General features: G+C 62.0%; 19 protein-coding genes. 11 read left to right on the forward strand and 8 right to left on the reverse strand.

What is annotated here, in order from left to right:
* The first annotated feature begins 270 nt into the window (after positions 1-270).
* The 6 genes from AC2FNL_RS02915 to AC2FNL_RS02940 all read left to right on the forward strand — a co-directional run bounded on the left by AC2FNL_RS02915 (position 271) and on the right by AC2FNL_RS02940 (position 4,726).
* Positions 271-1,605: a tetratricopeptide repeat protein gene (locus AC2FNL_RS02915; RefSeq protein WP_496832278.1), complete on the forward strand. Its 1,335-nt coding sequence runs from the start codon at positions 271-273 to the stop codon at positions 1,603-1,605.
* Positions 1,606-1,895: 290 nt separating this feature from the next.
* Positions 1,896-2,345, forward strand: coding sequence for a c-type cytochrome (locus tag AC2FNL_RS02920; RefSeq protein ID WP_496832280.1), 450 nt, complete (start codon positions 1,896-1,898; stop codon positions 2,343-2,345).
* Positions 2,346-2,369: 24 nt separating this feature from the next.
* Complete coding sequence (locus tag AC2FNL_RS02925; RefSeq protein WP_496832282.1) at positions 2,370-2,690, forward strand: hypothetical protein; 321 nt, start codon at positions 2,370-2,372, stop codon at positions 2,688-2,690.
* Between the two features lie 55 nt (positions 2,691-2,745).
* Positions 2,746-3,318, forward strand: coding sequence for a c-type cytochrome (locus AC2FNL_RS02930; RefSeq protein ID WP_496832284.1), 573 nt, complete (start codon positions 2,746-2,748; stop codon positions 3,316-3,318).
* 9 nt (positions 3,319-3,327) lie between these two features.
* Positions 3,328-4,227: a c-type cytochrome gene (locus AC2FNL_RS02935; protein WP_496832286.1), complete on the forward strand. Its 900-nt coding sequence runs from the start codon at positions 3,328-3,330 to the stop codon at positions 4,225-4,227.
* Entirely contained in the window at positions 4,214-4,726 is a 513-nt protein-coding gene (locus tag AC2FNL_RS02940; protein WP_496832928.1) for a c-type cytochrome, read from the forward strand. Before AC2FNL_RS02935 ends, AC2FNL_RS02940 begins: the two co-directional genes overlap by 14 nt.
* 99 nt (positions 4,727-4,825) lie before the next feature.
* Here the strand turns inward: AC2FNL_RS02940 and AC2FNL_RS02945 are convergent, their stop codons facing one another.
* The 4 genes from AC2FNL_RS02945 to AC2FNL_RS02960 all read right to left on the reverse strand — a co-directional run bounded on the left by AC2FNL_RS02945 (position 4,826) and on the right by AC2FNL_RS02960 (position 8,945).
* Positions 4,826-5,605, reverse strand: coding sequence for an IclR family transcriptional regulator (locus tag AC2FNL_RS02945; RefSeq protein ID WP_170337418.1), 780 nt, complete (start codon positions 5,603-5,605; stop codon positions 4,826-4,828).
* Positions 5,606-5,616: 11 nt separating this feature from the next.
* Positions 5,617-6,975 (reverse strand): TRAP transporter large permease, encoded by a 1,359-nt coding sequence (locus tag AC2FNL_RS02950; protein WP_093962896.1) that lies wholly within the window; start codon positions 6,973-6,975, stop codon positions 5,617-5,619.
* A complete protein-coding gene (locus AC2FNL_RS02955) occupies positions 6,975-7,640 on the reverse strand; it encodes a TRAP transporter small permease (protein ID WP_093962895.1) in 666 nt (221 codons plus the stop codon). Before AC2FNL_RS02955 ends, AC2FNL_RS02950 begins: the two co-directional genes overlap by 1 nt.
* A gap of 66 nt (positions 7,641-7,706) precedes the next feature.
* Positions 7,707-8,945, reverse strand: coding sequence for a TRAP transporter substrate-binding protein (locus AC2FNL_RS02960; RefSeq protein WP_093962894.1), 1,239 nt, complete (start codon positions 8,943-8,945; stop codon positions 7,707-7,709).
* Between the two features lie 108 nt (positions 8,946-9,053).
* Between AC2FNL_RS02960 and AC2FNL_RS02965 the strand changes: the two genes are divergently transcribed.
* Entirely contained in the window at positions 9,054-10,649 is a 1,596-nt protein-coding gene (locus tag AC2FNL_RS02965) for a GMC family oxidoreductase (RefSeq protein ID WP_496832289.1), read from the forward strand.
* Between the two features lie 44 nt (positions 10,650-10,693).
* Here the strand turns inward: AC2FNL_RS02965 and AC2FNL_RS02970 are convergent, their stop codons facing one another.
* A complete protein-coding gene (locus tag AC2FNL_RS02970) occupies positions 10,694-11,896 on the reverse strand; it encodes an Aq_097 family APC-type transporter (RefSeq protein ID WP_496832291.1) in 1,203 nt (400 codons plus the stop codon).
* Between the two features lie 364 nt (positions 11,897-12,260).
* Between AC2FNL_RS02970 and AC2FNL_RS02975 the strand changes: the two genes are divergently transcribed.
* Both AC2FNL_RS02975 and AC2FNL_RS02980 read left to right on the forward strand, forming a co-directional pair.
* Entirely contained in the window at positions 12,261-13,649 is a 1,389-nt protein-coding gene (locus tag AC2FNL_RS02975) for a bifunctional enoyl-CoA hydratase/phosphate acetyltransferase (RefSeq protein WP_496832293.1), read from the forward strand.
* Positions 13,646-14,893, forward strand: a complete 1,248-nt coding sequence (locus tag AC2FNL_RS02980) for an acetate/propionate family kinase (RefSeq protein ID WP_496832295.1) — start codon at positions 13,646-13,648, stop codon at positions 14,891-14,893. The genes AC2FNL_RS02975 and AC2FNL_RS02980 overlap by 4 nt, the downstream gene beginning before the upstream one ends.
* 225 nt (positions 14,894-15,118) lie before the next feature.
* On the opposite strand, the gene gph is transcribed toward AC2FNL_RS02980, so the two are convergent.
* The gene (gph, locus tag AC2FNL_RS02985; protein WP_496832297.1) at positions 15,119-15,793 is read right to left on the reverse strand and encodes a phosphoglycolate phosphatase; all 675 of its coding nucleotides are present in this window, start codon (positions 15,791-15,793) and stop codon (positions 15,119-15,121) included.
* Positions 15,794-16,013: 220 nt separating this feature from the next.
* Between gph and hemP the strand changes: the two genes are divergently transcribed.
* Both hemP and AC2FNL_RS02995 read left to right on the forward strand, forming a co-directional pair.
* Complete coding sequence (hemP, locus tag AC2FNL_RS02990) at positions 16,014-16,181, forward strand: hemin uptake protein HemP (protein WP_005978533.1); 168 nt, start codon at positions 16,014-16,016, stop codon at positions 16,179-16,181.
* Positions 16,178-16,654, forward strand: a complete 477-nt coding sequence (locus tag AC2FNL_RS02995; protein WP_496832299.1) for a hypothetical protein — start codon at positions 16,178-16,180, stop codon at positions 16,652-16,654. Before hemP ends, AC2FNL_RS02995 begins: the two co-directional genes overlap by 4 nt.
* 43 nt (positions 16,655-16,697) lie before the next feature.
* Here the strand turns inward: AC2FNL_RS02995 and AC2FNL_RS03000 are convergent, their stop codons facing one another.
* Both AC2FNL_RS03000 and AC2FNL_RS03005 read right to left on the reverse strand, forming a co-directional pair.
* Entirely contained in the window at positions 16,698-19,763 is a 3,066-nt protein-coding gene (locus AC2FNL_RS03000) for an aminotransferase class III-fold pyridoxal phosphate-dependent enzyme (RefSeq protein ID WP_496832301.1), read from the reverse strand.
* Positions 19,764-19,865: 102 nt separating this feature from the next.
* The gene (locus tag AC2FNL_RS03005) at positions 19,866-20,738 is read right to left on the reverse strand and encodes an NAD(P)-dependent oxidoreductase (RefSeq protein WP_496832303.1); all 873 of its coding nucleotides are present in this window, start codon (positions 20,736-20,738) and stop codon (positions 19,866-19,868) included.
* Positions 20,739-20,774: the final 36 nt, after the last annotated feature.

Here is a 20,774-nt window from a genome sequence, read left to right on the forward strand (position 1 = left end):
AAACCATCGTCCAGATGGACCAAAGGCCGGCGATGCACTAACACTCGAACTGGACCACTCGGGTGGGGCTGATCAGTCCTCGATGGCCTCGCTCAGAAACGCGTCCGGTTCGAACTGGCTGGAAAGCGCGTTCGAAAGCTCGGGTAGCTCGTCTTTGAGGTCGTCTGTCACTGGATAAAGCCCGCTTCCCACTATCTATTCTCGCATCAAGATGCGTGCGGTTGACCGGGGCGGCCAAGTGAGTCACCGTGAGTTGGGGGTGAGTTTGCAGTGAACCAAGCCAATGATTTATCGATAGATCAAGATGTTGGGCAACCATCACCAGACCTGGTCCGGCAGGCGCTGCGTGACGTTGTTGCCAGCGCCGAGTTCCAAACTTCGCCCCGGCTTCAGCAGTTTCTGACCTATGCCGTCGAGGAAGCCCTCGCCGGTCGCGGTTCCCAGATCCGCGGCAAGGCCATTGCCGTCGAAGTGTACGGGCGCAGCATTGATGGTAGCGGCGGTCGAAATCTGGTTCGGGTAGAGGCCAGGCGACTACGGCGTTTGCTGCGTGAGTTTTACGAAGACCATAGGGACGGCAAGGGCGTTCGGATCTTCGTCGATCCTGGCGGATACAAGCCGCGGTTTTCACACCAAGCTTCCCTGGATGATCCGAAGTCGGACTTGGCAAGCCACGGCCCGACCGGCGGACCCAGGCACCTGCGTGGACTTCTGTTGGTCGGGCTGGGCGTTGTGACCATGATCGTCATGCTGGGCATGTGGCTGAGACCCGGCAATGACGAGGTCGGGCAACCCTCCAACACCACCCGGCAGGCCGCACGGGCTGCGCTTGGTCAGCAATCGCTTGCCAGACTCCAGGCGGCCAACCTGGCGGATCAGGCGCGGGGGATGTTCTTTCCGGTCTTCGATGTCAAACGCCAGCAGATCGCCCTGGGAATGTTTCAGCATTCCACCGAACTCGACCCGGCCTTGCCCGATGGCTATGCGGGAATGGCTCAGGTCTTGGCCACACTGGCTCTGCTGTCTCAAGACGAGGACACACGAGATGATCTGTTGCGCCAAGCATCCGAGATGTCAGGGACGGCGCTTGAGTTGTCCCCGTCGGGTGCTTGGGCCAACGCCTCGAACGGTTGGCGATTGGCGGTGTCGGGCGACGCGGATGAGGCTTTGAAATATGCGCGCCTGTCTGCTGAACTAGCGCCTGAAGATGGCCATGTTCTGGACCTTGTCGGGATTGCCGCCCTGATTGCGAACGAGCCTGAACTTGCGGCCGAGGTCAGTAATCCGACGCGGGTCAGATCCGGATCCGGCCGATTTGGGGCGAGAAATATCTGGGGGGTATCCCAGCTTGTGCTCGGGAACTACGAAAACGTTGTCGAAGCCTTTCAGGGCGCACCGGCTGCTGGAGCACCCGTAAGCGGGCCATCACTTTTGTTCCAGGCCGTCGCACATGATCAGCTGGGCAATTTTGACGAAGCGCAAAGACTTGTTGATGAGTTGGACGCCACGTGGCCGGATTTTCCGTTCGAATTTCTGGTACAAAGGATCTTTCCGGGTGATGCCGATATGCGGAAGAAGATACTCGAATCTCTGGCGAAGTACTGACAAGCCCGTCGCAGCCTGCGCCATTTAGAAGTCCTTAGGTTCCAACTGATGGCTTCGTGCGCGGCCCAGCTCGGCGTTGACGTTTCGGCGCGGTGCTGCAGTCCTTCGTCGGCTTTGGGGGAAATTTGCGGCAAACTTCTCTTGACCTTCCAGCGCGGGAATGGGGCAGACAGTCCGCCCGAAACTATGCGCAGGGCGGCATAACCGGCAGGTCAAGCAGGATTGATCAGTGTCAGACCGGTTTTGTGTCGCCCGCGCCAAGCCAAAAAACAACCGAGTGAAACGAGCCGATGAACAAACTGACGCTATTGGTAGGCGGCGTTCTGATCACAGGCGCTGCCGTGTTCGCCTGCAACCTCAGTCAACAACCTGCGGGCCATTCGATGGAGGTGCCCGACACCTCGTCGCTGTCGCAGGGGGATCCGATCGCGCAAGTCAGCGTGCCGGCGACGTTCAGTGAACCGGCGCAGATGGGCAAGGTTGCCTTTGACGTCAAATGCGCTGTCTGCCATGGGGCGAATGCCACGGGGCTGGAAGGGCTGGCGCCGCCGTTGGTACACAAGATCTACGAGCCCAGCCACCACGGGGACGAGGCCTTTCAGCGGGCGGTTCAATATGGTGTTCAGGCCCACCACTGGCGCTTTGGCGACATGCCGCCGGTCGCTGGCTTGACCCGTGCAGACGTGCAGGGCATCGTTGCCTATGTCAGGGAACTGCAGCGCGAGAACGGGATAAACTGAACCTTGCACAGCTGGGCGGACAGGATGATCGGACGGTGGATTCTGGCCTTGGGCCTGGTTCTGGCCGGTACTCTGGTGTTCTCGGAACCCGCCTTTGCGCATGGGGGCGATGGGGGCACACATGCCGTCGTCGATCTGGGAGCACCCGACCCCGATCACGTCGAAAAGGGCCACCCGGGCCATTGCCACGGCGGGGCCTTCTGCAACGGCGTGGCAATGACCGTCGCCGCGCCAGTCCTTTCCGCGCTGGTATCAAGGATCAGCCGTCGTGCCATCCCACCGGGCCGGTACCGGATGCTGCCGGTGGCCCTGTTCGATCCGCCCCCGCCACGCGCCGTGTCCTGAGTCATTAAAGGCCCCTTTCGGTGGGCGAGTTGAAGCAGACATACAGGACAAGACGATGACCCTTTTCAAACTGACGACGGGCGCCGTGCTGGCGTCGATGATTGCCGTGACCGCCCTGGCGCATGGTGGCGCCACCGGGATCGTGAAGGAACGGATGGACGGCATGTCCGCCATGAAGGACGCCATGAAGACCCTGACGCCGATGATGCAGGGCAAGACGCCCTATGACGCCGCCACCGTCCGGCGCGCAGCCGAGGCGATCGGCCGCCATGCCGGCGACAGCATGACCCGGCTGTTCCCCGAGGGCAGCGACGGCATGCCCTCCGAGGCCAAACCCGCGATCTGGCAGGACTGGGACGCCTTCGCCGAACTGGCCGAACAGCTGCAGACCTATGCCGAGGGGCTGGCCCTTGCGGCCGACAACGGGCTGATGATGGCCGGTGCCGGGCAAGGGTCCGGCATGATGGGCGGGTCGGGCATGATGGGTGGCGCCTCGATGATGGGGGGCGGGGCCATGATGGGCGGAACCCCCGGGCGCGAGGAGTTGTCAGAGATGCCCGCCGATGGCGTGTTCATGATACTGGGCCAGACCTGCTCGGCCTGTCACACGCGGTTTCGGTCGGAATAGGGGATTTCGATGAAACGCATCTATCGTCTGGGCCTTGCCTCTGCCGTACTGGCTGCGGCGGGGCTGGTCGCCGTGATCGCGTGGCCGATCGGTTTGACGCCGCAACTGCCCGACGTGGCGGGCGAGGTTGACCGCGGGGCCTACCTGGCGCGGGCGGGCGGTTGCATCGCCTGCCACACCAACTTCGCCGAAGGTGGCGCGCCCCTGGCCGGCGGCGTCAAGCTCGAGACGCCCTTTGGCACGCTGTATTCCCCGAACCTGACCACCGACCCGGACCACGGCATTGGCGGCTGGACGATCGAGGAATTTGCCAAGGCTGTGCGTCAAGGCGTGGCGCCGGACGGGCAGCCCTATTACCCGGCCTTCCCGTACCCGTTCTACGCCGATTTCACCGATCAGGACATCGCCGACCTGTGGGAGGCGTTCCAGACCGTGCCGCCGGTGGCCACGCCGTCCCGCGCGCAGGAGATGGCCTTTCCCTTCAACCAGCGCTGGGGGCTGAAACTGTGGCGCGCGGCGTTCCTTGAGCCGCCGCACACCGATCCGGTCCCCGGCAAAGGCGATGTGTGGAACCGCGGCCGGCTGCTGGTCGAAGGCGTCACCCACTGTGCCGCCTGCCACACCGGGCGCAATCTGCTGGGCGCCCGCAAGTCGGATACAGAGCACTTCAAGGGCAGTGATGCACTGCCGGGCGGTGACAAGGCGCCGGCCATCGACTCTGAAATCCTGCAGATGGGGGGCTGGACGGTCGAAAGCCTGGCCTATGCCCTGCGCACCGGCATCATGCCCGACGGTGACGTATTCGGCGGCGCAATGGGTGAGGTCGTGACCTACGGCACCAGCTTCCTGACGGACGAAGACCGCCGCGCCATGTCAACTTATCTGCTCGATGACCATGATGGAGGGTGAAAAGGTGGAGGTGCTGCGCCGATCGATCTCGCCAATGATGAAATGGGGTACACCGGTGGCCGTTGTGATCATCGGTGTAGCCAGCGCTCATTGGTGGATGTCGAAAGGGGTGCCTGACGGTGCATTCGGCGATCCGCTACGTGGGGCGGCGCTTTATGCCGAGAACTGTGCATCGTGTCACGGGGCCAACCTGGAGGGTCAGCCCGATTGGCAAACGCCTGATGCGGACGGCGTCCTGCCAGCCCCGCCGCATGATCGAACCGGGCACACCTGGCATCATGGCGATGGCCTATTGTTCGATTATACCAAGTTGGGCGGCGAGGAGATGCTCAAGCGAATGGGAGTCTCGGGGGTCAAAAGCGGAATGCCGGGATTTGCCGACAGCCTGTCCGATCAGGATATCTGGGACATTCTCGCGTTCATCAAGAACAGCTGGCCCGAAGGCGAACGCGCGATTCAACGCCAACGCACCGAGGCGGAACATCAGGCAGGCAACTGACTATTGGCCGGGGTGGGCGCGTCAATTCTGTGTCTGCCCAAGTCGGTGGGGCGAGATCACTACTCGCCTCCCCGCGGCTGGGTCCCGTACAGGCCCACCCTACGAGGCAAGCAGACCAGAAAGTTTGAGCGCCCCGGACTGCAGCAGTGGCAGGAATTGCTTCAGGCTTGTCAGATCGTGACGTTGTGTGGGTGCGTGCACGGACAGAGTGGCCGCAAGCCGGTCATTCTCGTCAAAGACCGGAACCGCGACGGCGGCCATGCCGGGCATGAACTCCTCGTCGTCGGTCGAGTAACCGTTTTGGGCAATTTTGGCGATCTCGGCACGCATGGCCTTGGGGTCAGTAATGGTTTTCTCGGTGTTTGCGGTCAGTCCGCGCGCCGAGAGAAACCCATCCAAGGTGTTTCGGCGCAGGGTCGACAGGTACATCTTTCCGCTTGCTGTGCAGTGGAACGGCACCTGGGTCCCGATCGGCAGCTGGATTCGCAGCGGCCATTTGGTCTCGACCCGGTCGAGATAGATCATCCCCTCGCGGTCGGGGATGGCCAGGTTGCAGGTCTCTCCAATTTCGTCGGCTACTCCGCGCAGAATGGCCAGCCGGGCCGTGCGCAGATGTTCGGACGAAACGGTGTTCACGGACATCTGCCGCAACCGGGGGCCGGGCCCATAGGACCGGCCGTCCAGATCTCGTTGAAGGAACCCTTCGGCCTCGGCCGTCTGCAGCAGCCGGTGGACCGTCGGCTTTGCCAGACCCAACGCTTCGATCAGGTCTGCCGGTTTGACCGCGACCCCGCGCCGCGCGACCTCTTCCAAGATCAGCAACAGGCGCAGGTTCGTTGGAATCTGGGTGTCCTTGTCTTGTGTGTCCGTCGCGGTCATCCGGCTACAGTCTAGTTTTTCGGCAGCAGTATCAAGGCCAGATCAGGCACCAGTGACACCAGAATCCAGACCGAGAGCAACGCCACCAGATAAGGCACCGTATACCGCAGAAGCCGGAAATACGGCACGCCTGTAACTCCCGAGGCAACATACAGGTTCAGCCCGTATGGCGGCGTGATGAAGCCAATGGATGCTCCGACAAGGAAGATCACCGAAAAGTGGATCGGATCAATCCCGACCGAAGCTGCGATCGGTGCCAGAATCGGAGCCAGAATGATGGTCACCGGCAGGCTTTCCAGAACCATGCCCGAGAAAAACACGATCACCATCGAGGTGAACAGAACAGCATGGTAGCCCCCCATCGAGGTCACGAAATTGCCGATTGTTTCCTGGGCACCCAGCAGGGAAAGGATCTGCTGCATCACCACCGAGATGGCAATCAGAGGCGCCAGGATCCCGGTGATCTGTGCCGAACGGATGACGATTGACGGGATCTCGGGGATCGTGAAGCCCTCGACCACCAGCATTTCGGCAAAGCTCTTGTCCGTTGGGGAAACATCGTCGCGGGCGCCCATGATCCGGTTGATCGGATAACTCACCAGCCCGGCGATGACGCAGAAGCCAACGGTGACCCCGGCGGCCTCGGTCGGAGAGAACTTGCCGGTGTAGATGCCCCACAGCACAAGCCCGATGGCAAAAAAGCCCAGCCACGCGCCGAAGGCGGTTTTCAGAACGCGGTTCAGCTGCAGCGGGATCAGGTGACCCCAGCCGTTCATGCGGCAGATGATCCAGCAGGCAAACTGCATCCCGATCACCATCAGCGCGCCGGGCAGGATGCCGGCCACGAACAGCTCGGAAATCGGCAGGTTCATCAGGAAGCCATAAACGATGAAGATGATTGATGGTGGGATGATGATCCCGACAGTGCCGCCCGCCGCGGCGGTCGCGGCGCTGAAGCGTTCGTCATACCCGCCCTTGACCATCTCGGGGTGCAGCATCGATCCGATCGTGGCTGTCGTGGCCGAGTTCGACCCCGAGATCGCTGCGAACAACCCGCAGGCCCCAAGCGAAGCCATCGCCAGACCGCCGCGTATCCAGCCGAGACAGGCATAGGCGAAATCGCTGAGCCTTCGGGCGATACCCGACTTGTTGATCAGGTCTCCGGTCAGGATGAACAGGGGCATGGCCAGCAGCGCGAAGCCCTTGTTGAACACGTTCAAAAGCTCAGCGCCCATGTTGTCGAGCGTCAGGCCCAGAACAAACGAGCAGCCGATCACCCAGTAGCCTATGACCAGAAGGACCGGCACGCCCAACATGAACAGGAATGTCACGCCGAGCGAAATCAAAGTAACCCAAGTTCCGTCTGCCATCAGTCTGCCCCGATCACGGCCTGCTTGATCAGCGGCTCGCCTGTTTTGAAGTTGCGCAGATCGTCCGCCAGGTTCTGGAACACTCGGCCGACCATAAGAAAGAATGACAACGGTGCCGCCAGCAGGAACCACCACTGCATGACGTTGTCCGTGCCCAGAACGATCTGGAAGTTGGACGCTGACAAAGCCACCAGCCGCGACGTGGTCACGATGACGATGACCGCGAAGATGAACCACAGCACCGCGTCCAGGATCAGGCAGGCCAACTGCCCGCCGCGTGGCATCGCGGTCCGGAATTCGCTGAAGCTCAGATGCGTTCTGAGGCGCACGTTGTAGGAGGCCCCGAACCACGCCATCACCATGAACAGCAAGGGCGGAATCGTTGTGGACCAGGGTTCCTGGTCATTGAAGACGAACCTGTCGATCACGCCCCAGAAGATGATCAGCGCAATGGCCAGATAGGAATACACCATCACGGATCGTTCCAGATGGCGCTCGATGAAGGGAACCTTGCGATAGATCAGCATGACCAGAAGCCCGCCCAGCGCAGCGACGACGGCGCCGACAACCCACGCTGCGTCGGACTCCAACGCTGATTGAATTTCAAAGGAATCCTGGCTGAGAAAGGCGCTGAATATCGCGCCAATGTCTGCCCAAAATGACATGAACCCCGTCCTCCCAGTCGGTCTTCGGTTGAACCGGCCCACGCGGGGCCGGTTCAAATCAGTTTATCAGGCTTGGCCCATCCACCAACGGCGCGGCTCGACATTTTCCGGCAGGGTGTCTGCCGGGATCTCGCGCGCGATGTCGTAGATCTCCTGATAGGTGTCGATGCCGCCGGCCCACTTGTTCAGGCGCTCGCGCCATTCCGCCCAGGGTTCCGGGTTGAAGTTCGGGGCACACATTTCCTCGGCCAGCTTGATTTGGTCGTCCGGCAGGAAGGCGGCACGCACACCGTTCTCGGCAAAGATCGTGTTGGGCAGCTGCGGATCCGAGAAGCCGACCGTGTTCAGCAGCGCGGCTTCGTTTGCACCCTGGATCAGGGCCTGCGTGAAGTAGGATGATTCCATGACCGCATCCTGCAACTCGCCGCCCAGGCTGTCGAAGACCTTGGCCGACATCGACGTGTGTTCGGTACCGCAGAAGAACTTGAGGTTGACCGACTGGGAAACGACCGGCGCCATGTTCGCATAGGCCACCGCCGATGCCCAAGTTTCGGCACCATCGATCAGACCGGTCTTCAGCGCATCCAGCGTCTCTTCCCAGGCCACTGGAACAGGGTTCAGGTTCAGCAGTTGCATCGCGATTCGACCCAGCTGAGTGCCGGTCACGCGGTTCTTGGTGCCAAACAGCTCTTCCAGTTTCGTGACGGTGGGCTTGTCCGCAAAGGTCGACCCCATCTGCAGCCCGCGCAATTCGCAGTGGGTGAAAAGGAACTTCAATCCATGGCGCTTCTCGAGCGGCTCGCGCAGGATCCGCTGGCTGGCGGGGCTGTAGAAGAAATGATACTGCGCCGCGCGGCTTGGGAACATGTAGGCATAGTCCAACACGTTCAGATAGGGTGCGCCACCGGCCGAGTTCTGGGTCGAGGCCGCGTAAATGTCCACGATACCCTGCTGGGTTTTCTCGACACAGCTCAGCTGACCGCAGATCTGGTTGTCGCCGATGAACTCGATGCGAATCTCACCGTCCGTGCGCTCTTCGAGGTCGCGGGCGAACTCGATGGCGCCGGCCCGTTCGATGAGAAGGTTGCGCGTGTTGAAGCCTGCCGCACCGAATTTCAGCGTATGCTTAGGCTCTTTCGAGAACCGTTTTTCATACGTGGATTCAGCCGCCTGCGCGAGATTGGCAAGGCTCATGGCCCCACCGAAACCCCCTGCTGCCAGCAGAGTGGAACTCATGCCATAGCGTCCGGCAACGCGGAAAAAGTCCCGCCGTGAAATGCCACTTAACTTTCGTCCGATCTCCATTGCTATCCTCCCGTTTCGCAATTATTGAGACGTTTTGTATCAAAAAATGCTAGCTTAATTCATGCATCTTGCATAGGATTTTTTTAGCAACTTCGGGAGGAGCCGATCATGGAAGTGGACTATGTGATTGTCGGTGCCGGTTCTGCGGGATGTGTCATCGCCAATCGGCTTAGTGCTGATCCCCAAACCAAAGTTGCATTGATCGAGGCGGGCGGACCAGACACCAACCCGTGGATTCACATCCCGGTCGGGTACTTCAAGACCATGCACAACCCCTCGGTCGATTGGTGCTATCGGACCGAGCCTGACCCGGGATTGAATGGGCGTTCCATTGATTGGCCGCGCGGCAAAGTGTTGGGCGGGTCGTCGTCGTTGAACGGGCTTCTCTACGTTCGCGGACAAAAAGAGGACTATGACCGCTGGCGCCAGATGGGAAATGTGGGGTGGGGCTGGGACGATGTTTTGCCCCTGTTCAAACGCAGCGAAGATCAAGAGCGTGGAGAGGATGAGTATCATGGCGTAGGTGGGCCATTGTCCGTCTCCAATATGCGCATACAGCGCCCGATCTGCGATGCCTGGGTCGCTGCGGCACAGGCCGCAGGCTATCCGTTCAATCCCGACTACAACGGCGCCAATCAGGAGGGTGTCGGGTATTTTCAGCTGACCACGCGCAACGGGCGACGTTGCAGTGCGGCCGTCGCCTATCTCAAGCCCATCCGCAACCGTCAGAATCTGATGATCGTCACGCGCGCGTTGGTGACGCGGGTTGCCATGGACGGCAAGCGCGCAACTGGCGTTGTTTACCGCGATCGGTCGGGCGAAACCAAAACGGTGAAAGCCCGGCGCGAGGTCATCCTGTCCGGAGGGGCAATCAACTCTCCGCAGATCATGATGCTGTCAGGCATTGGAGACCCCGATCATCTGAAGGCAAACGGAATCGAACCCGTTCACGCCTTGCCGAACGTCGGCAAGGGGCTGCAGGACCACCTGCAGGCGCGTCTGGTATTCAAGTGCAACGAGCCGACCCTGAACGATGAGGTGCGAAGCCTGTTCAACCAGGCCCGCATCGCGCTGAAATACGCGTTGTTCCGGGCCGGTCCTATGACCATGGCGGCCAGTCTGGCAACCGGTTTCATGAAGACCCGTCCCGATGTTCAAACCCCGGACATCCAATTTCACGTTCAGCCCTGGTCGGCGGACAGCCCGGGCGAAGGCGTGCACCCGTTTTCGGCCTTCACGATGTCGGTCTGCCAACTCAGGCCGGAAAGTCGTGGAGAGTTGCGGTTGGATGGACCGGACCCCGCCAGCTATGTCAAAATCATCCCGAATTATCTGTCGACAGAGACCGATTGCCGAACGATCGTCGCTGGCGTCAACATCGCTCGCAACATTGCGCGCCACAATCCGTTGGCCTCAAAAATCTCCGAGGAGTTCCGACCGACGGCCGATCTGTCCTGTGATGACTATGAAGGTACGTTGGACTGGGCGCGCTCGAATACGGTGTCGATCTATCATCCGACCGGAACCTGTGCGATGGGCACGACCGACGCCGCCGTTGTCGGTCCTGACTTGAAGGTGAAGGGGATCGAGGGGTTGCGCGTTGCGGATTGCTCGATCATGCCGGAAATCGTCAGCGGAAACACCAATGCGCCCGCCATCATGATCGGTGAGAAAGCCAGCGATCTGATCGCGGGACGCGGCTGACACGGAGTCTGTGGGTCAGTTATTGGTTGGGTAAGGTCAGAGGGTCATTCGACGGGCAATCCGAATACCGCGATTGCTGCGCCAAGAATGCAGAACAGTGCAAACACCAACGCGCGGAGGGGCAGGTTCTGCTGAGACGCCGACCGTGCTGCGATGCCCGCTTGCAGCGCGTAGTAGGCTGCAAAGGCGCGCGACGCATAGCTGATGATTTCAAAGACATTCGATATCCAGGTCAGTATCAATCCGACGCCGACCAGAACGGTATAGGCGGTCCGTTCAGAGACGCGTCCGCCTGAAATCTCGGACAGCAGTCCACCGGACCCGCTGGTATCCGCGACGGCGGCGCTGAACTGGGCTGACAGGGCCGCAATAACCAGAAGGACGGGCAGAATCGGGGCGACGACTTGCATCAGGTCAATGATTGCCGTTTCGTCCAGAACCAAGCCACCCGGTTCGACCGAATAGGTCAACAGGCCGATATAGATCAGGTAAACCGCGCTTGCGATCAACTGGGCCCACCGCATGGAGCGAATGCGGGTTTCCGCATCATAGGCGTGGCCGAGGTAGCGCGAGGTCTCAAATCCCTGCACGGTGACGATCAGCCCGGCCAATAACATGAACGCGTGCGAGCCGCGCTCGGCCGGCGGGTCAAAGACAAGCGCATCTTGGCTGTATTGCTCAGCAAAATACGTGGCAAGTCCGACAAGCAGCCCGGCGATGATTGCCAGTTTCAGGCCGACTGAAATCTGCTCCAACCGTTCCAGCGCGGAAAACCCCCGGGTGCAGCCAACGAAAAGGATCAGCACAAGTACACCAGAGGTCACAAGGCGGGCATGAAACGCGTCGTCCACTTGGGTCAGGCTCACGCCAAACGAGCCGAACAGGTTCAGGTAGTAGGCGACCGATATGAAGTAGGCAAAAGCCAGGCTTGCCGACGCGACCCTTTCGGCCCGCTCGATACCGGCGCCGCGGTCGGGTCTGTGCGCAATGTCGCGGATGTTGTATCGAATTGCGCTTCCGAACCCCCAGGCCGCGGCGCAGAGGCCAAGCATGGCCAGAGGGGCCAGATCGCCAAAACTGACGTCCAGGATTGGACCAAGAACAAGGAACCCGCTGCCGATGATCGACGCCAACGGGGTGATCGAGGCTCGCCACATCCGGGAATTGGCGACACGCGGCCAAACCAGAATGGCCAAGACCACCACGATCGCGGACAGGATCAGCGTATTCTGCAACTCGGTCGTCAAGGGAACGGTTCTGCCTCGCTAGTGCTCGTCGGGACGCCGCTGGTGGGGGGCAATCGCTGAGGGGCGATCATGGTATGTATACCGGCATCCTAGGTCGCTCAGATTTACCAATCAGCGGTATCCCGTTCAACTCTGGCGCTTGGTTGTGTCGAGATCCATCGCCGGATCTGAAGCCTGATGGCTGGCTGTCAACGTTTTGTTGCGTCGCTCGTGCAAGGTCTTCCGGCACGCAAATATGACGTGACGTGCCGGGGTATGAGTTGGACATTTCGCGTGTAATCCATCAGGTTCCGGGCAACACAGCTCCGGTCGCTCGGCCCAGCCATTGCCGCGGTCGGCGCGCAGCATTCGCAGGTTGAACCAGATGCAGTATCACAACAAACCCTATGATCAGCTCAACATCGGGGACACGGCGGAACTGAAACGTTTGTGCACCGAGGATGACTTTTATGCCTTTGCCGCGAATTCGGGCAATCACAACCCGCTGCACCTGGCCCATGAGGACGGGGATGGAGACGACCGGCCCGAGGCGGTGGCGCCATCGCTGTTCGTGGGCGCGCTGATCTCGGCGGTTCTGGGAAACATCCTTCCCGGGGCCGGGACGCTTTACAAATCGCAACAGTTCGACTTCGTGGGCCGTGCCATGGCAGGGGACGAGCTTTTGGCGCGTGTGGTCGTCATCGAAAAGCGCGCCAACCGCGAGGTGGTCTTGGATACCACCGTCACCCGATGCAGGGATGACGCGGTCATCGTCAGCGGCAAGGCCGTGGTAATCGCGCCGGACCGCGCCCTGTCGTTCCGCGAAATCGAGGTTCCCGGCCTGATCGTTCAGCGGCACCGTCACTTCGACGCATTGCTGGAGAAATCCCGGCCGCTGGATCCCATCCCGACCGCCGTCGTTGCGCCGGAGGACCCGAACTCGCTGGGCGGCGCGATCCTGGCTGCGCGGGAAACGATCATTGAGCCGATACTTGTTGGTCGCCCGGACCTGATCGGGCAGGCGGCGCAGGAACTGGGCGAAAGGCTGGATGGTTTCGAGATTGTCGCCGCGGAAGAGCACAGCGAAGCCGCGCGCATCGCCGTAGACCTTGTGGTCGAAGGCCGGGCCGGGGCGCTGATGAAGGGGCATCTGCACACCGATGATCTGCTGAGGGCCGCATTGCGGAAGGATCAGGGATTGCGCGCGGGCCGACGCTTTACCCATGTTTTCGTCATGGACGTGCCCGGGCAACCGCACCCGCTGCTGGTGACCGACGCCGCGATCAACATCGAGCCCGACCTGCAAACCAAGATCGACATTACCCAGAATGCGATTGATCTGGCGATCTCGATTGGGATGGAAACGCCCAAGGTCGGCGTGCTGTCGGCGGTCGAGACGGTGAACCCGGCCATTCGGTCCTCGATCGACGCGGCGTTGCTGTCCAAGATGGCTGAACGTGGCCAGATCAAAGGGGGCTTGGTCGACGGTCCGCTGGCCATGGACAATGCGGTCAGCATGGCCGCAGCACGGATCAAGGGGATCGTCTCGCCAGTGGCCGGACAGGCCGACATACTTGTGGTTCCGAACCTGGATGCGGGCAACATGCTGGCCAAACAGCTGACATATATCGCCAACGCCGAAGCGGCAGGGGTTGTTCTGGGGGCGAAGGTGCCGATCATCCTGAACAGCCGCGCCGACGACGACAAGGCGCGTTTGGCATCCTGCGCCGTGGCTGCCCTGCACGCCGCCCGCATTGCCGGGGGGCGGTCATGAGCCATGTCATCACGCTGAACGCGGGCTCGTCCTCTCTGAAGTTCGGGCTGTTTTCGTTGCCATCCGATGACCCGGTGGCAATCTGCACCGGAATCGTGGACCGCATCGGCAGCGCTGGCGCGACCATCCGCGCCAAAACCTCGGATGGCCGCACGTTGGGCGGTGATGTCGTAGACGGGATTGCCGATCATCACGAGGCCCTGAACCATGTTCTGGACCTCATCATCCAGCAGTTTCCCGCGGCCAATATTGCGGCCGTCGGCCACCGCATCGTTCATGGTGGTCCTGACCACGATCAACCGATCTTGCTGACGCCGGAAAGCCTTGCGGCGCTTGACGAACTCTCACCGTTTGCGCCATTGCATCAACCCTACAACCTCAGCGGCGTTCGTGCCTCGGTCGAACGGTTCCCCGATGCGGTGCAGGTTGCCTGTTTCGACACCGCCTTTCACCGCAGTCACCCCTGGGTCAACGATACGTTTGCCTTGCCGACCGAGTATTATGACAAGGGCGTTCGCCGCTATGGGTTTCACGGCCTCAGCTACGAATACATCTCGGGTCATCTGGCCAAGACCGCGCCGCTGCTGCATGGCGGCCGGGTCATCGTGGCGCATCTGGGCAACGGCGCGTCGATGTGCGGTATGATCCACGGTCGCTCGGTCGGGTCCAGCATGGGGTTTTCGGCTATAGACGGTCTGCCTATGGGAACCCGATGCGGCCAGTTGGACCCCGGTGTCGTTCTCTACCTCATGGACCAGAAGGGCATGAGCGTGGATGAGATCACCGAACTTCTGTATCGTAAATCCGGCCTGCTGGGTCTGTCCGGTCTGTCCAGCGACATGCGCACGCTGGAAAAGTCCGACAGCGGCAGCGCGCGCCGGGCCATCAGCTATTTCAATTTCCGTGCGCGGCGTGAACTCGGTGCCCTTGCGGCTGTGCTGGGTGGGCTGGATGCGGTGGTGTTCACTGGTGGGATCGGCGAGAACTCTGCGCTGGTGCGCGAAAGGATTTGCGTCAACATGGGGTGGTTGGGGATTGAACTGGACCATGATGCCAACACGGACCACACCCGGATCATCTCGACACCGCTGTCCCGGGTTCAGGTCATGGTCATCCCCACCAACGAGGAACTGGTGATCGCCCGTGCGGCTGCTCGTTTCGTCTATCCACACATGTACGAGACGCTTTTGGACAAAGCGAGCCCAGCCGCGCCACTCCCGGCCGATGGTTCGGGGCCTGAGTGATCAGGCGCTGGACGTCAGCAAAGGATTTTCGGCGAATTTTTTGCAAAAAGTGTCTCTCTACGGGAAACCCCCAATTTCGGGCATAGGTGGGCTGGGCTATTGTCTGATTAACCAAGGTCAAACTTGGCCTACCACTTTCCCCGAAGAGGGGCTGGCTACCTACCCCCTCAGCCGGCCCCTCAAAAAACCCCCAGAAATCAGTTGAATCCCTTGGCAGCCAAAGCCTTAGAGCCCGGTGCCAGATAAGCCTGTGATGCGCAGTGCCAGGTCAGGGAGGCGCGCAAAGTCGTCGAAGCTGGCCAAATGGGGGAGTTCCGAGATCGGCGACTTTCGATACCCTTCCGAATACAGAAGAAATGGGACTTGGGCACGTTGGGCGGTTTCTGCGTCTACTTCGCTGTCGCCCACAAAGACACGCGCGTCGTTTGTGCCCAGTGCCTCGAACGTGGCGGACAGGTGGGCGGGGTCGGGTTTGCGAGATTTCAAAGTATCTCCGCCGATCACCACGTCGAAGAACTGCGCCAGATCCAGAACCTCAAGGATGTGCCGCGCGGGCGCTTCCGGTTTGTTGGTGCAGACCCCTAGCGCGATATCTGCAGCCCGCAGTCGTCGCAGAGCATCTTTTACACTTGGATAAGGCCTGGTCGTTGCACTTGATGCCTGGTTGTAATGGTTGAGCGTGCCCTGTGTCAGTTCGGAATGGCGCTCGATGCTCAGTCCGCAGTGGAGGATCACGCGCTCAACCAGCTTGGGCAAGCCATTGCCGACGAATCCCCGGATCGTTTCCTCGGGCAGGGGCGCATGGCCCTGATCGGCCAGCATCCGGTTCGCTGCCGCCGCAATGTCGGCGAGGCTGTCTACCAGCGTGCCATCCAGATCAAACACGATTGCCGCCGTCATCTCCGCTCCCGTCTCTCAGTGTCGAGACCCGGCCTAGCGGGCCTGCCGCAAGGGCGCAATGGTTCGGTGTGCGAATAGCAGGAAACCGGCTCTTGACATACCTTAGTATTTTTATCAGATTAAGCGCGAAGACACGCAGCCAACCCGGTTCCGGGCCAGCCAGATCCACGAAAACCGAACGGAAAAGGCGCTTTGCCTGAACACAACCGGAGATGACCCGATGAACGCGCAGAACCCGAATCCGACCCAAGCCTATGCCGTTTCGATGCTGCCGGCCCACAAGGCCGAGGATCTGACGCAGGGCGGCAACCTGGCCCATATCGAACTGGGCGACCAGCTGTACACCCTGCGCATCACCCGCGCGGGCAAATTGATCCTGACGAAATGAGCGGCGCATCGACCCGGGGCGGCGCCCCGGTCGGGCGGCTGGCGGATCTGACCCCGATCGAGGCTGGCGCCGTCATGTACCTGCGGATGTGGAGCGACGGCGCCGCCGGCCGTGCCGACGCGGCGCATGATTTCGACATCGCGCTGGGCGCCGATCATGGGCAGCTGGCCATGCTGGCGCTGGATCGTCTGTGCAGCCTGTGCGCCCATCACGGCCGCCGTCCCCTGATCCGGCACGGGCTGGGCTGCACCTGCCTGGGCGCGGACGAAAGCTGTTTCGCGCAGATGATCGCCGCGGCCTCGGAAGGGGCGCGCGAGGATGCGATGATGCTGGCCGCCTTGATCGTACGCCCCGATTTCGCGCCCGCGCTGGCGTCGCTGTCCGAAGAGTTCGGGCTGGCCCTGCGGCGTATGACCACCGCCATCCCATTGCCGAGCACCGGCCATCAGACCCCCTCGGCCGTGCTGCACTGACAGCGCGGTTCAGTGCCTTGGCCGGATCCGGCCAGGGCGTATCTCAGCAGCAGCCGCACCCGTCATGGTGATGGGTGTGGTCGCAAACCGGGGCAGGGGCATAGTCGCCCAATTCGGCCAACACACACCGCAGCGCCCACAGAATCATGTCCACATCCTCGGCCTCGATGGTCAGAGGCGGGCGGATCTTCAGGATGTTGTCCTTCGGCCCCTCGCTGCCGATCAGGATGCGGTGGTCCCGCATCCGGTTTTTGACGTATCGGCAGATCTCGGTGCCTTCCGAGCCGTCGGGGTTGATCAGCTCGACCCCAAGAAACAGGCCCATGCCCCGCACATCACCCACGCAGGCGAACTCGGCTTCGATCGCGCGCAGACCATCCATCAGCCGTGCGCCCATCATGCGGGCATTGTCCTGCAGGCCCTCGTCATCGACGATGTCCAGCACCTCTTTGCCGATCCGGCAGGACAGGGTCGAGCCGCCGAAGGTCGAGAAGAACTCGATCCCGTTGTCGAAACTGTCGGCGATCTCGCGCGTGGTGACCAGCACGCCCAGAGGGTGGCCGTTGCCGATGGGCTTGCCCAGCACCACGATATCGGGTGAGGCGCCCTGATGTTCGAAGCCGAAGTAGTACTCGCCCAGCCGGCCCAGGCCCGTCTGCACCTCGTCGGCGATGCAGACGCCGCCGGCGGCGCGGATTTTTTCGTAAACCGCTGGAAGATAGCTCCTGGGCGGGATGATCTGCCCCCCGACCGAAGGGAAGGTCTCGGCGATGAACCCGGCCACCCCGTGCCCTTTGCGCTGCAGGGCGGCAATCGCGTCATCGACTAGGTCGGCATATTTCTGCGCGCGGTCGGGGTCTTCACGTTTGAACCGGCCGCGATAATCGTCGGCCACCTCGACCAGTTCCACCCAATCGGCCTGGCCCACGCCGTCGGGCTTGTTGAACTTGTAGGCGGAAATGGCGACCGCCGCATTGGTGTTGCCGTGATAGCCGTGATCGGGCGTCACCATGCCCTTGGCCCCGCTATGCGCCCGGGCAAGGCGCAGGGCCAGCTCGTTGGCCTCGGTGCCCGAATTGACGAAGAAGCACACCTGCAGGTGGTCGGGCAGCTTCGACAGCAGCTTGTCGGCAAATTCCACCTGCGCGGGATGCAGATAGCGGGTGTTCGAATTCATCCGCTTCAGCTGATCCGCCGCCACGGCCTGAATGCGCGGATGCGCGTGCCCCACATGCGGCACGTTGTTGTAGGCGTCAAGATAGGGCCGCCCCCATTCGTCAAACAGGTGATGCTTCCAGCCGCGCACCAGCATCACCGGGTCGTCATAGGTCAGGCTCAGGTTGCCGCCGAAATGCGCCCGCCGTTTGTTCAGGATCTCGGCCTTGTCGGTCGGGCGATAGAAGACCTTCTCGTCCGGCAGGTTCAGCAGGGCCGCCGGGTTCGGGCAGACCGCGTGCCACAGGTCCAGCTCGTTCGGGTCGGCGACGCCTGGCCAGTCGGCCTGCATGCCGGTCGTGGTCAGGGCCAGCTGGAAATGCACATGCGGCGCCCAGCCGCCGTTCTGGCCAGCATCGCCCAGCCGGGCGAACGCCGCCCCCTGCGCCACCGGATCGCCGGGTTTCAGCCGGTCACAGACCTCGGGGTCCAGATGCCCGTACAGCGTATAGAACGAGTCACCCTCGGGGGTTTCGTGATGCAGGATCACCACGCCGCCATAGTCCAGATAGTTCGCCCGGTTCTCGACCGCCTCGACCCGCCCGCTCAGCGGCGCCAGCAAAGGCGTCCCCGCCGGCGCGAACACATCCACAGCCAGATGCACCGTGCGCCGGTCCGACGCCTTCCACGGACCCTTGCGGAACGTCGGCTCGGCATAGATCAGGCGCGGTTCGTTGTAATAGCCCAGCCACAACCCGTCGCCGAATTCCGCGCCCACCCGCGCGGCCTCGTCCAGCGGCATGTGAAACGGGTTCTGCGGCCAGGTCGAGTTTTCGACCGACAGCGAACCCATCGGAACGTCCGACAGATCCTGTCCCAACAGCTGCGCAAATTGACCACGATGTTCGGACAGGTACGCGTGAATGCGCTCGGCTCCGTCGGTGACAGGCAGCCCGCAGGCCGCCCGCAGCCGCGCCGGCATCATCTCGCCATTGACCGAACCATCCTCAAGAAACCGCCAGGCCGGAGCTTGGCTGATGGTCACATACGGGTCGTCGGGGTTTTCGGCGGCCATCAGCGTGGAGTTGACGACCGACACGGCCAGCCGCATCCGCAGCAGAGGCCAGAGCAAATCCACCTCCTGCGGGCGCAGCCGGTTTGCGGCGTGATAGCCCCGCACCAGCGCGGCCAGTGCCCGTTCAGGTCGGGGGTGATCCAGCACCACATATGCCCCGGCGATCGCCAGCTCACACACCCGCGGCGCGGCGCACATGTCGCCCAGGTCGATCAGGCCCGAAACCTGCCGGCGCTCCGACAGCTCACCTTCGACCAGGATGTTGTAGTCATTCACGTCATTGTGGATGGCTTGCCGGGGTAACTCGGCCAGCATGTCCGAGACGGCATCGAACTGCGCGCAAATCTCGCGCAGAAGGGCTGCACGATCCGGGTCGGCAACCGCATCCAGCTTGTCAGCGATCCAGCGGGCCTGGGTCAGGTCCCATTTGAACTCCGGCCGCTCCAGGCCGGGATGCGAAAACCGCTCCAGCGCCCGATCGGTCGCCCCCAATACCCGGCCCAGTTTCAGGATCAGGTCCTCGGATTTCGGCGCCGTCTTGGCATAGCAGCGGCCCGGCAGCCGCTCCAACAGCCACGCCAGCCGCGGCCGTCCCGCGTCGTCGTCGATCTGCGGCAGCGAACCACCGTCCAGACCGGGGATCACCTTGGGAAACGGCAGCCCGGGGGCCTCGGCTGCGATATGCTCCAACGCCTTGATCTGCAGATCCACCAATTGCGGGTCACACCCGGCCCGCATGACCTTCAGAACGTAGTCCTGCCCATTGGTGGCCTGCACCAGGAAATTCAGGTCATACTCGCCATCCAGCCGCGAGAGCCGGGCGTCCAGCCCCCAGACCCGCCGCAGCGCGGCCGCCCAAAATTCACTGACATCATTCATTCGAACTTCCGCCCCGTGCGCGCCGGAGCCCTTTTCATCTGGCCAAAAATATCCTCGGGAGGAATCGCGCCGCGGCGCGATGGGGGGCAGACAGCCCCCCGTTTACCCCAATGCCCGCAGGCGTTTGATCAGTGACGAGGTGTCCCAGCGGGCGCCGCCCATCTTCTGCACATCCTTGTAGAACTGATCGACCAGCGCGGTCACCGGCAGCGATGCCCCGGTCTCGTCCGCCGTGTCCAGGCAGATGCCAAGGTCCTTGCGCATCCAGTCCACCGCAAAGCCGTGGTCGAAATGGTCGTCCAACATGGTCTCGTACCGGTTCGACATCTGCCAGCTTCCAGCGGCACCCTGGCTGATCACCTCGACCACCGCGCGCCCGTCCAGCCCGGCCTTCTCGGCAAAATGCAGCGCTTCGCTCAGGCCCTGCACCAGCCCTGCGATGGCGATCTGGTTGCACATCTTGGTCATCTGGCCCGCGCCGCTGTCTCCGATGCGGCGGCAGATTTTGGCATAGACCTGCATCACCGGCTCGGCCCGGTCATAGGCGGCCTGATCTCCGCCGCACATGATCGACAAAACCCCGTTCTCGGCCCCGGCCTGGCCGCCCGAGATCGGCGCATCGACAAAGGAGATCCCGCGCGCCTTGGCGGCCGCGTACAGCTCACGCGTGACCTTGGCCGAAACGGTGGTGTGGTCAACGAAAATCGAGCCTTCGGCCATGCCTTCGAACGCGCCGTCGTCGCCGGTGCAGACCATGCGTAGATCGTCGTCGTTGCCGACGCAGGCCATCACGAACTCGGCCCCCTCGGCGGCAGCGCGCGGCGTGGTCGCCATCTGGCCACCATGCTGCGACACCCATTTCTCCGCCTTGGATGCGGTCCGGTTGTAGACGGTCACCTCATGCCCGGCCGCCTGCAGATGCCCGGCCATCGGATAGCCCATGACGCCAAGGCCAAGGAATGCAACTTTTGCCATTTTCGAGATCCTCCCTGTGACCGGTCCGGGACATGA

The sequence above is a fragment of the Ruegeria sp. CRTD044 genome (genome assembly GCF_059613485.1).

Coding starts and splice junctions, on each gene's coding strand:
- AC2FNL_RS02920 (WP_496832280.1), top strand. CDS start 1,896: ATGAACAAACTGACGCTATTGGTAGGCGGCGTTCTGATCACAGGCGCT.
- AC2FNL_RS02975 (WP_496832293.1), top strand. CDS start 12,261: ATGCAGTATCACAACAAACCCTATGATCAGCTCAACATCGGGGACACG.
- AC2FNL_RS02955 (WP_093962895.1), bottom strand. CDS start 7,640: ATGTCATTTTGGGCAGACATTGGCGCGATATTCAGCGCCTTTCTCAGC.
- AC2FNL_RS02925 (WP_496832282.1), top strand. CDS start 2,370: ATGATCGGACGGTGGATTCTGGCCTTGGGCCTGGTTCTGGCCGGTACT.
- AC2FNL_RS02980 (WP_496832295.1), top strand. CDS start 13,646: ATGAGCCATGTCATCACGCTGAACGCGGGCTCGTCCTCTCTGAAGTTC.
- AC2FNL_RS02945 (WP_170337418.1), bottom strand. CDS start 5,605: ATGACCGCGACGGACACACAAGACAAGGACACCCAGATTCCAACGAAC.
- AC2FNL_RS02995 (WP_496832299.1), top strand. CDS start 16,178: ATGAGCGGCGCATCGACCCGGGGCGGCGCCCCGGTCGGGCGGCTGGCG.
- AC2FNL_RS02935 (WP_496832286.1), top strand. CDS start 3,328: ATGAAACGCATCTATCGTCTGGGCCTTGCCTCTGCCGTACTGGCTGCG.
- AC2FNL_RS02960 (WP_093962894.1), bottom strand. CDS start 8,945: ATGGAGATCGGACGAAAGTTAAGTGGCATTTCACGGCGGGACTTTTTC.
- AC2FNL_RS02940 (WP_496832928.1), top strand. CDS start 4,214: ATGATGGAGGGTGAAAAGGTGGAGGTGCTGCGCCGATCGATCTCGCCA.
- AC2FNL_RS02950 (WP_093962896.1), bottom strand. CDS start 6,975: ATGGCAGACGGAACTTGGGTTACTTTGATTTCGCTCGGCGTGACATTC.
- AC2FNL_RS02930 (WP_496832284.1), top strand. CDS start 2,746: ATGACCCTTTTCAAACTGACGACGGGCGCCGTGCTGGCGTCGATGATT.
- AC2FNL_RS02965 (WP_496832289.1), top strand. CDS start 9,054: ATGGAAGTGGACTATGTGATTGTCGGTGCCGGTTCTGCGGGATGTGTC.
- AC2FNL_RS03000 (WP_496832301.1), bottom strand. CDS start 19,763: ATGAATGATGTCAGTGAATTTTGGGCGGCCGCGCTGCGGCGGGTCTGG.
- hemP (WP_005978533.1), top strand. CDS start 16,014: ATGAACGCGCAGAACCCGAATCCGACCCAAGCCTATGCCGTTTCGATG.
- AC2FNL_RS03005 (WP_496832303.1), bottom strand. CDS start 20,738: ATGGCAAAAGTTGCATTCCTTGGCCTTGGCGTCATGGGCTATCCGATG.
- gph (WP_496832297.1), bottom strand. CDS start 15,793: ATGACGGCGGCAATCGTGTTTGATCTGGATGGCACGCTGGTAGACAGC.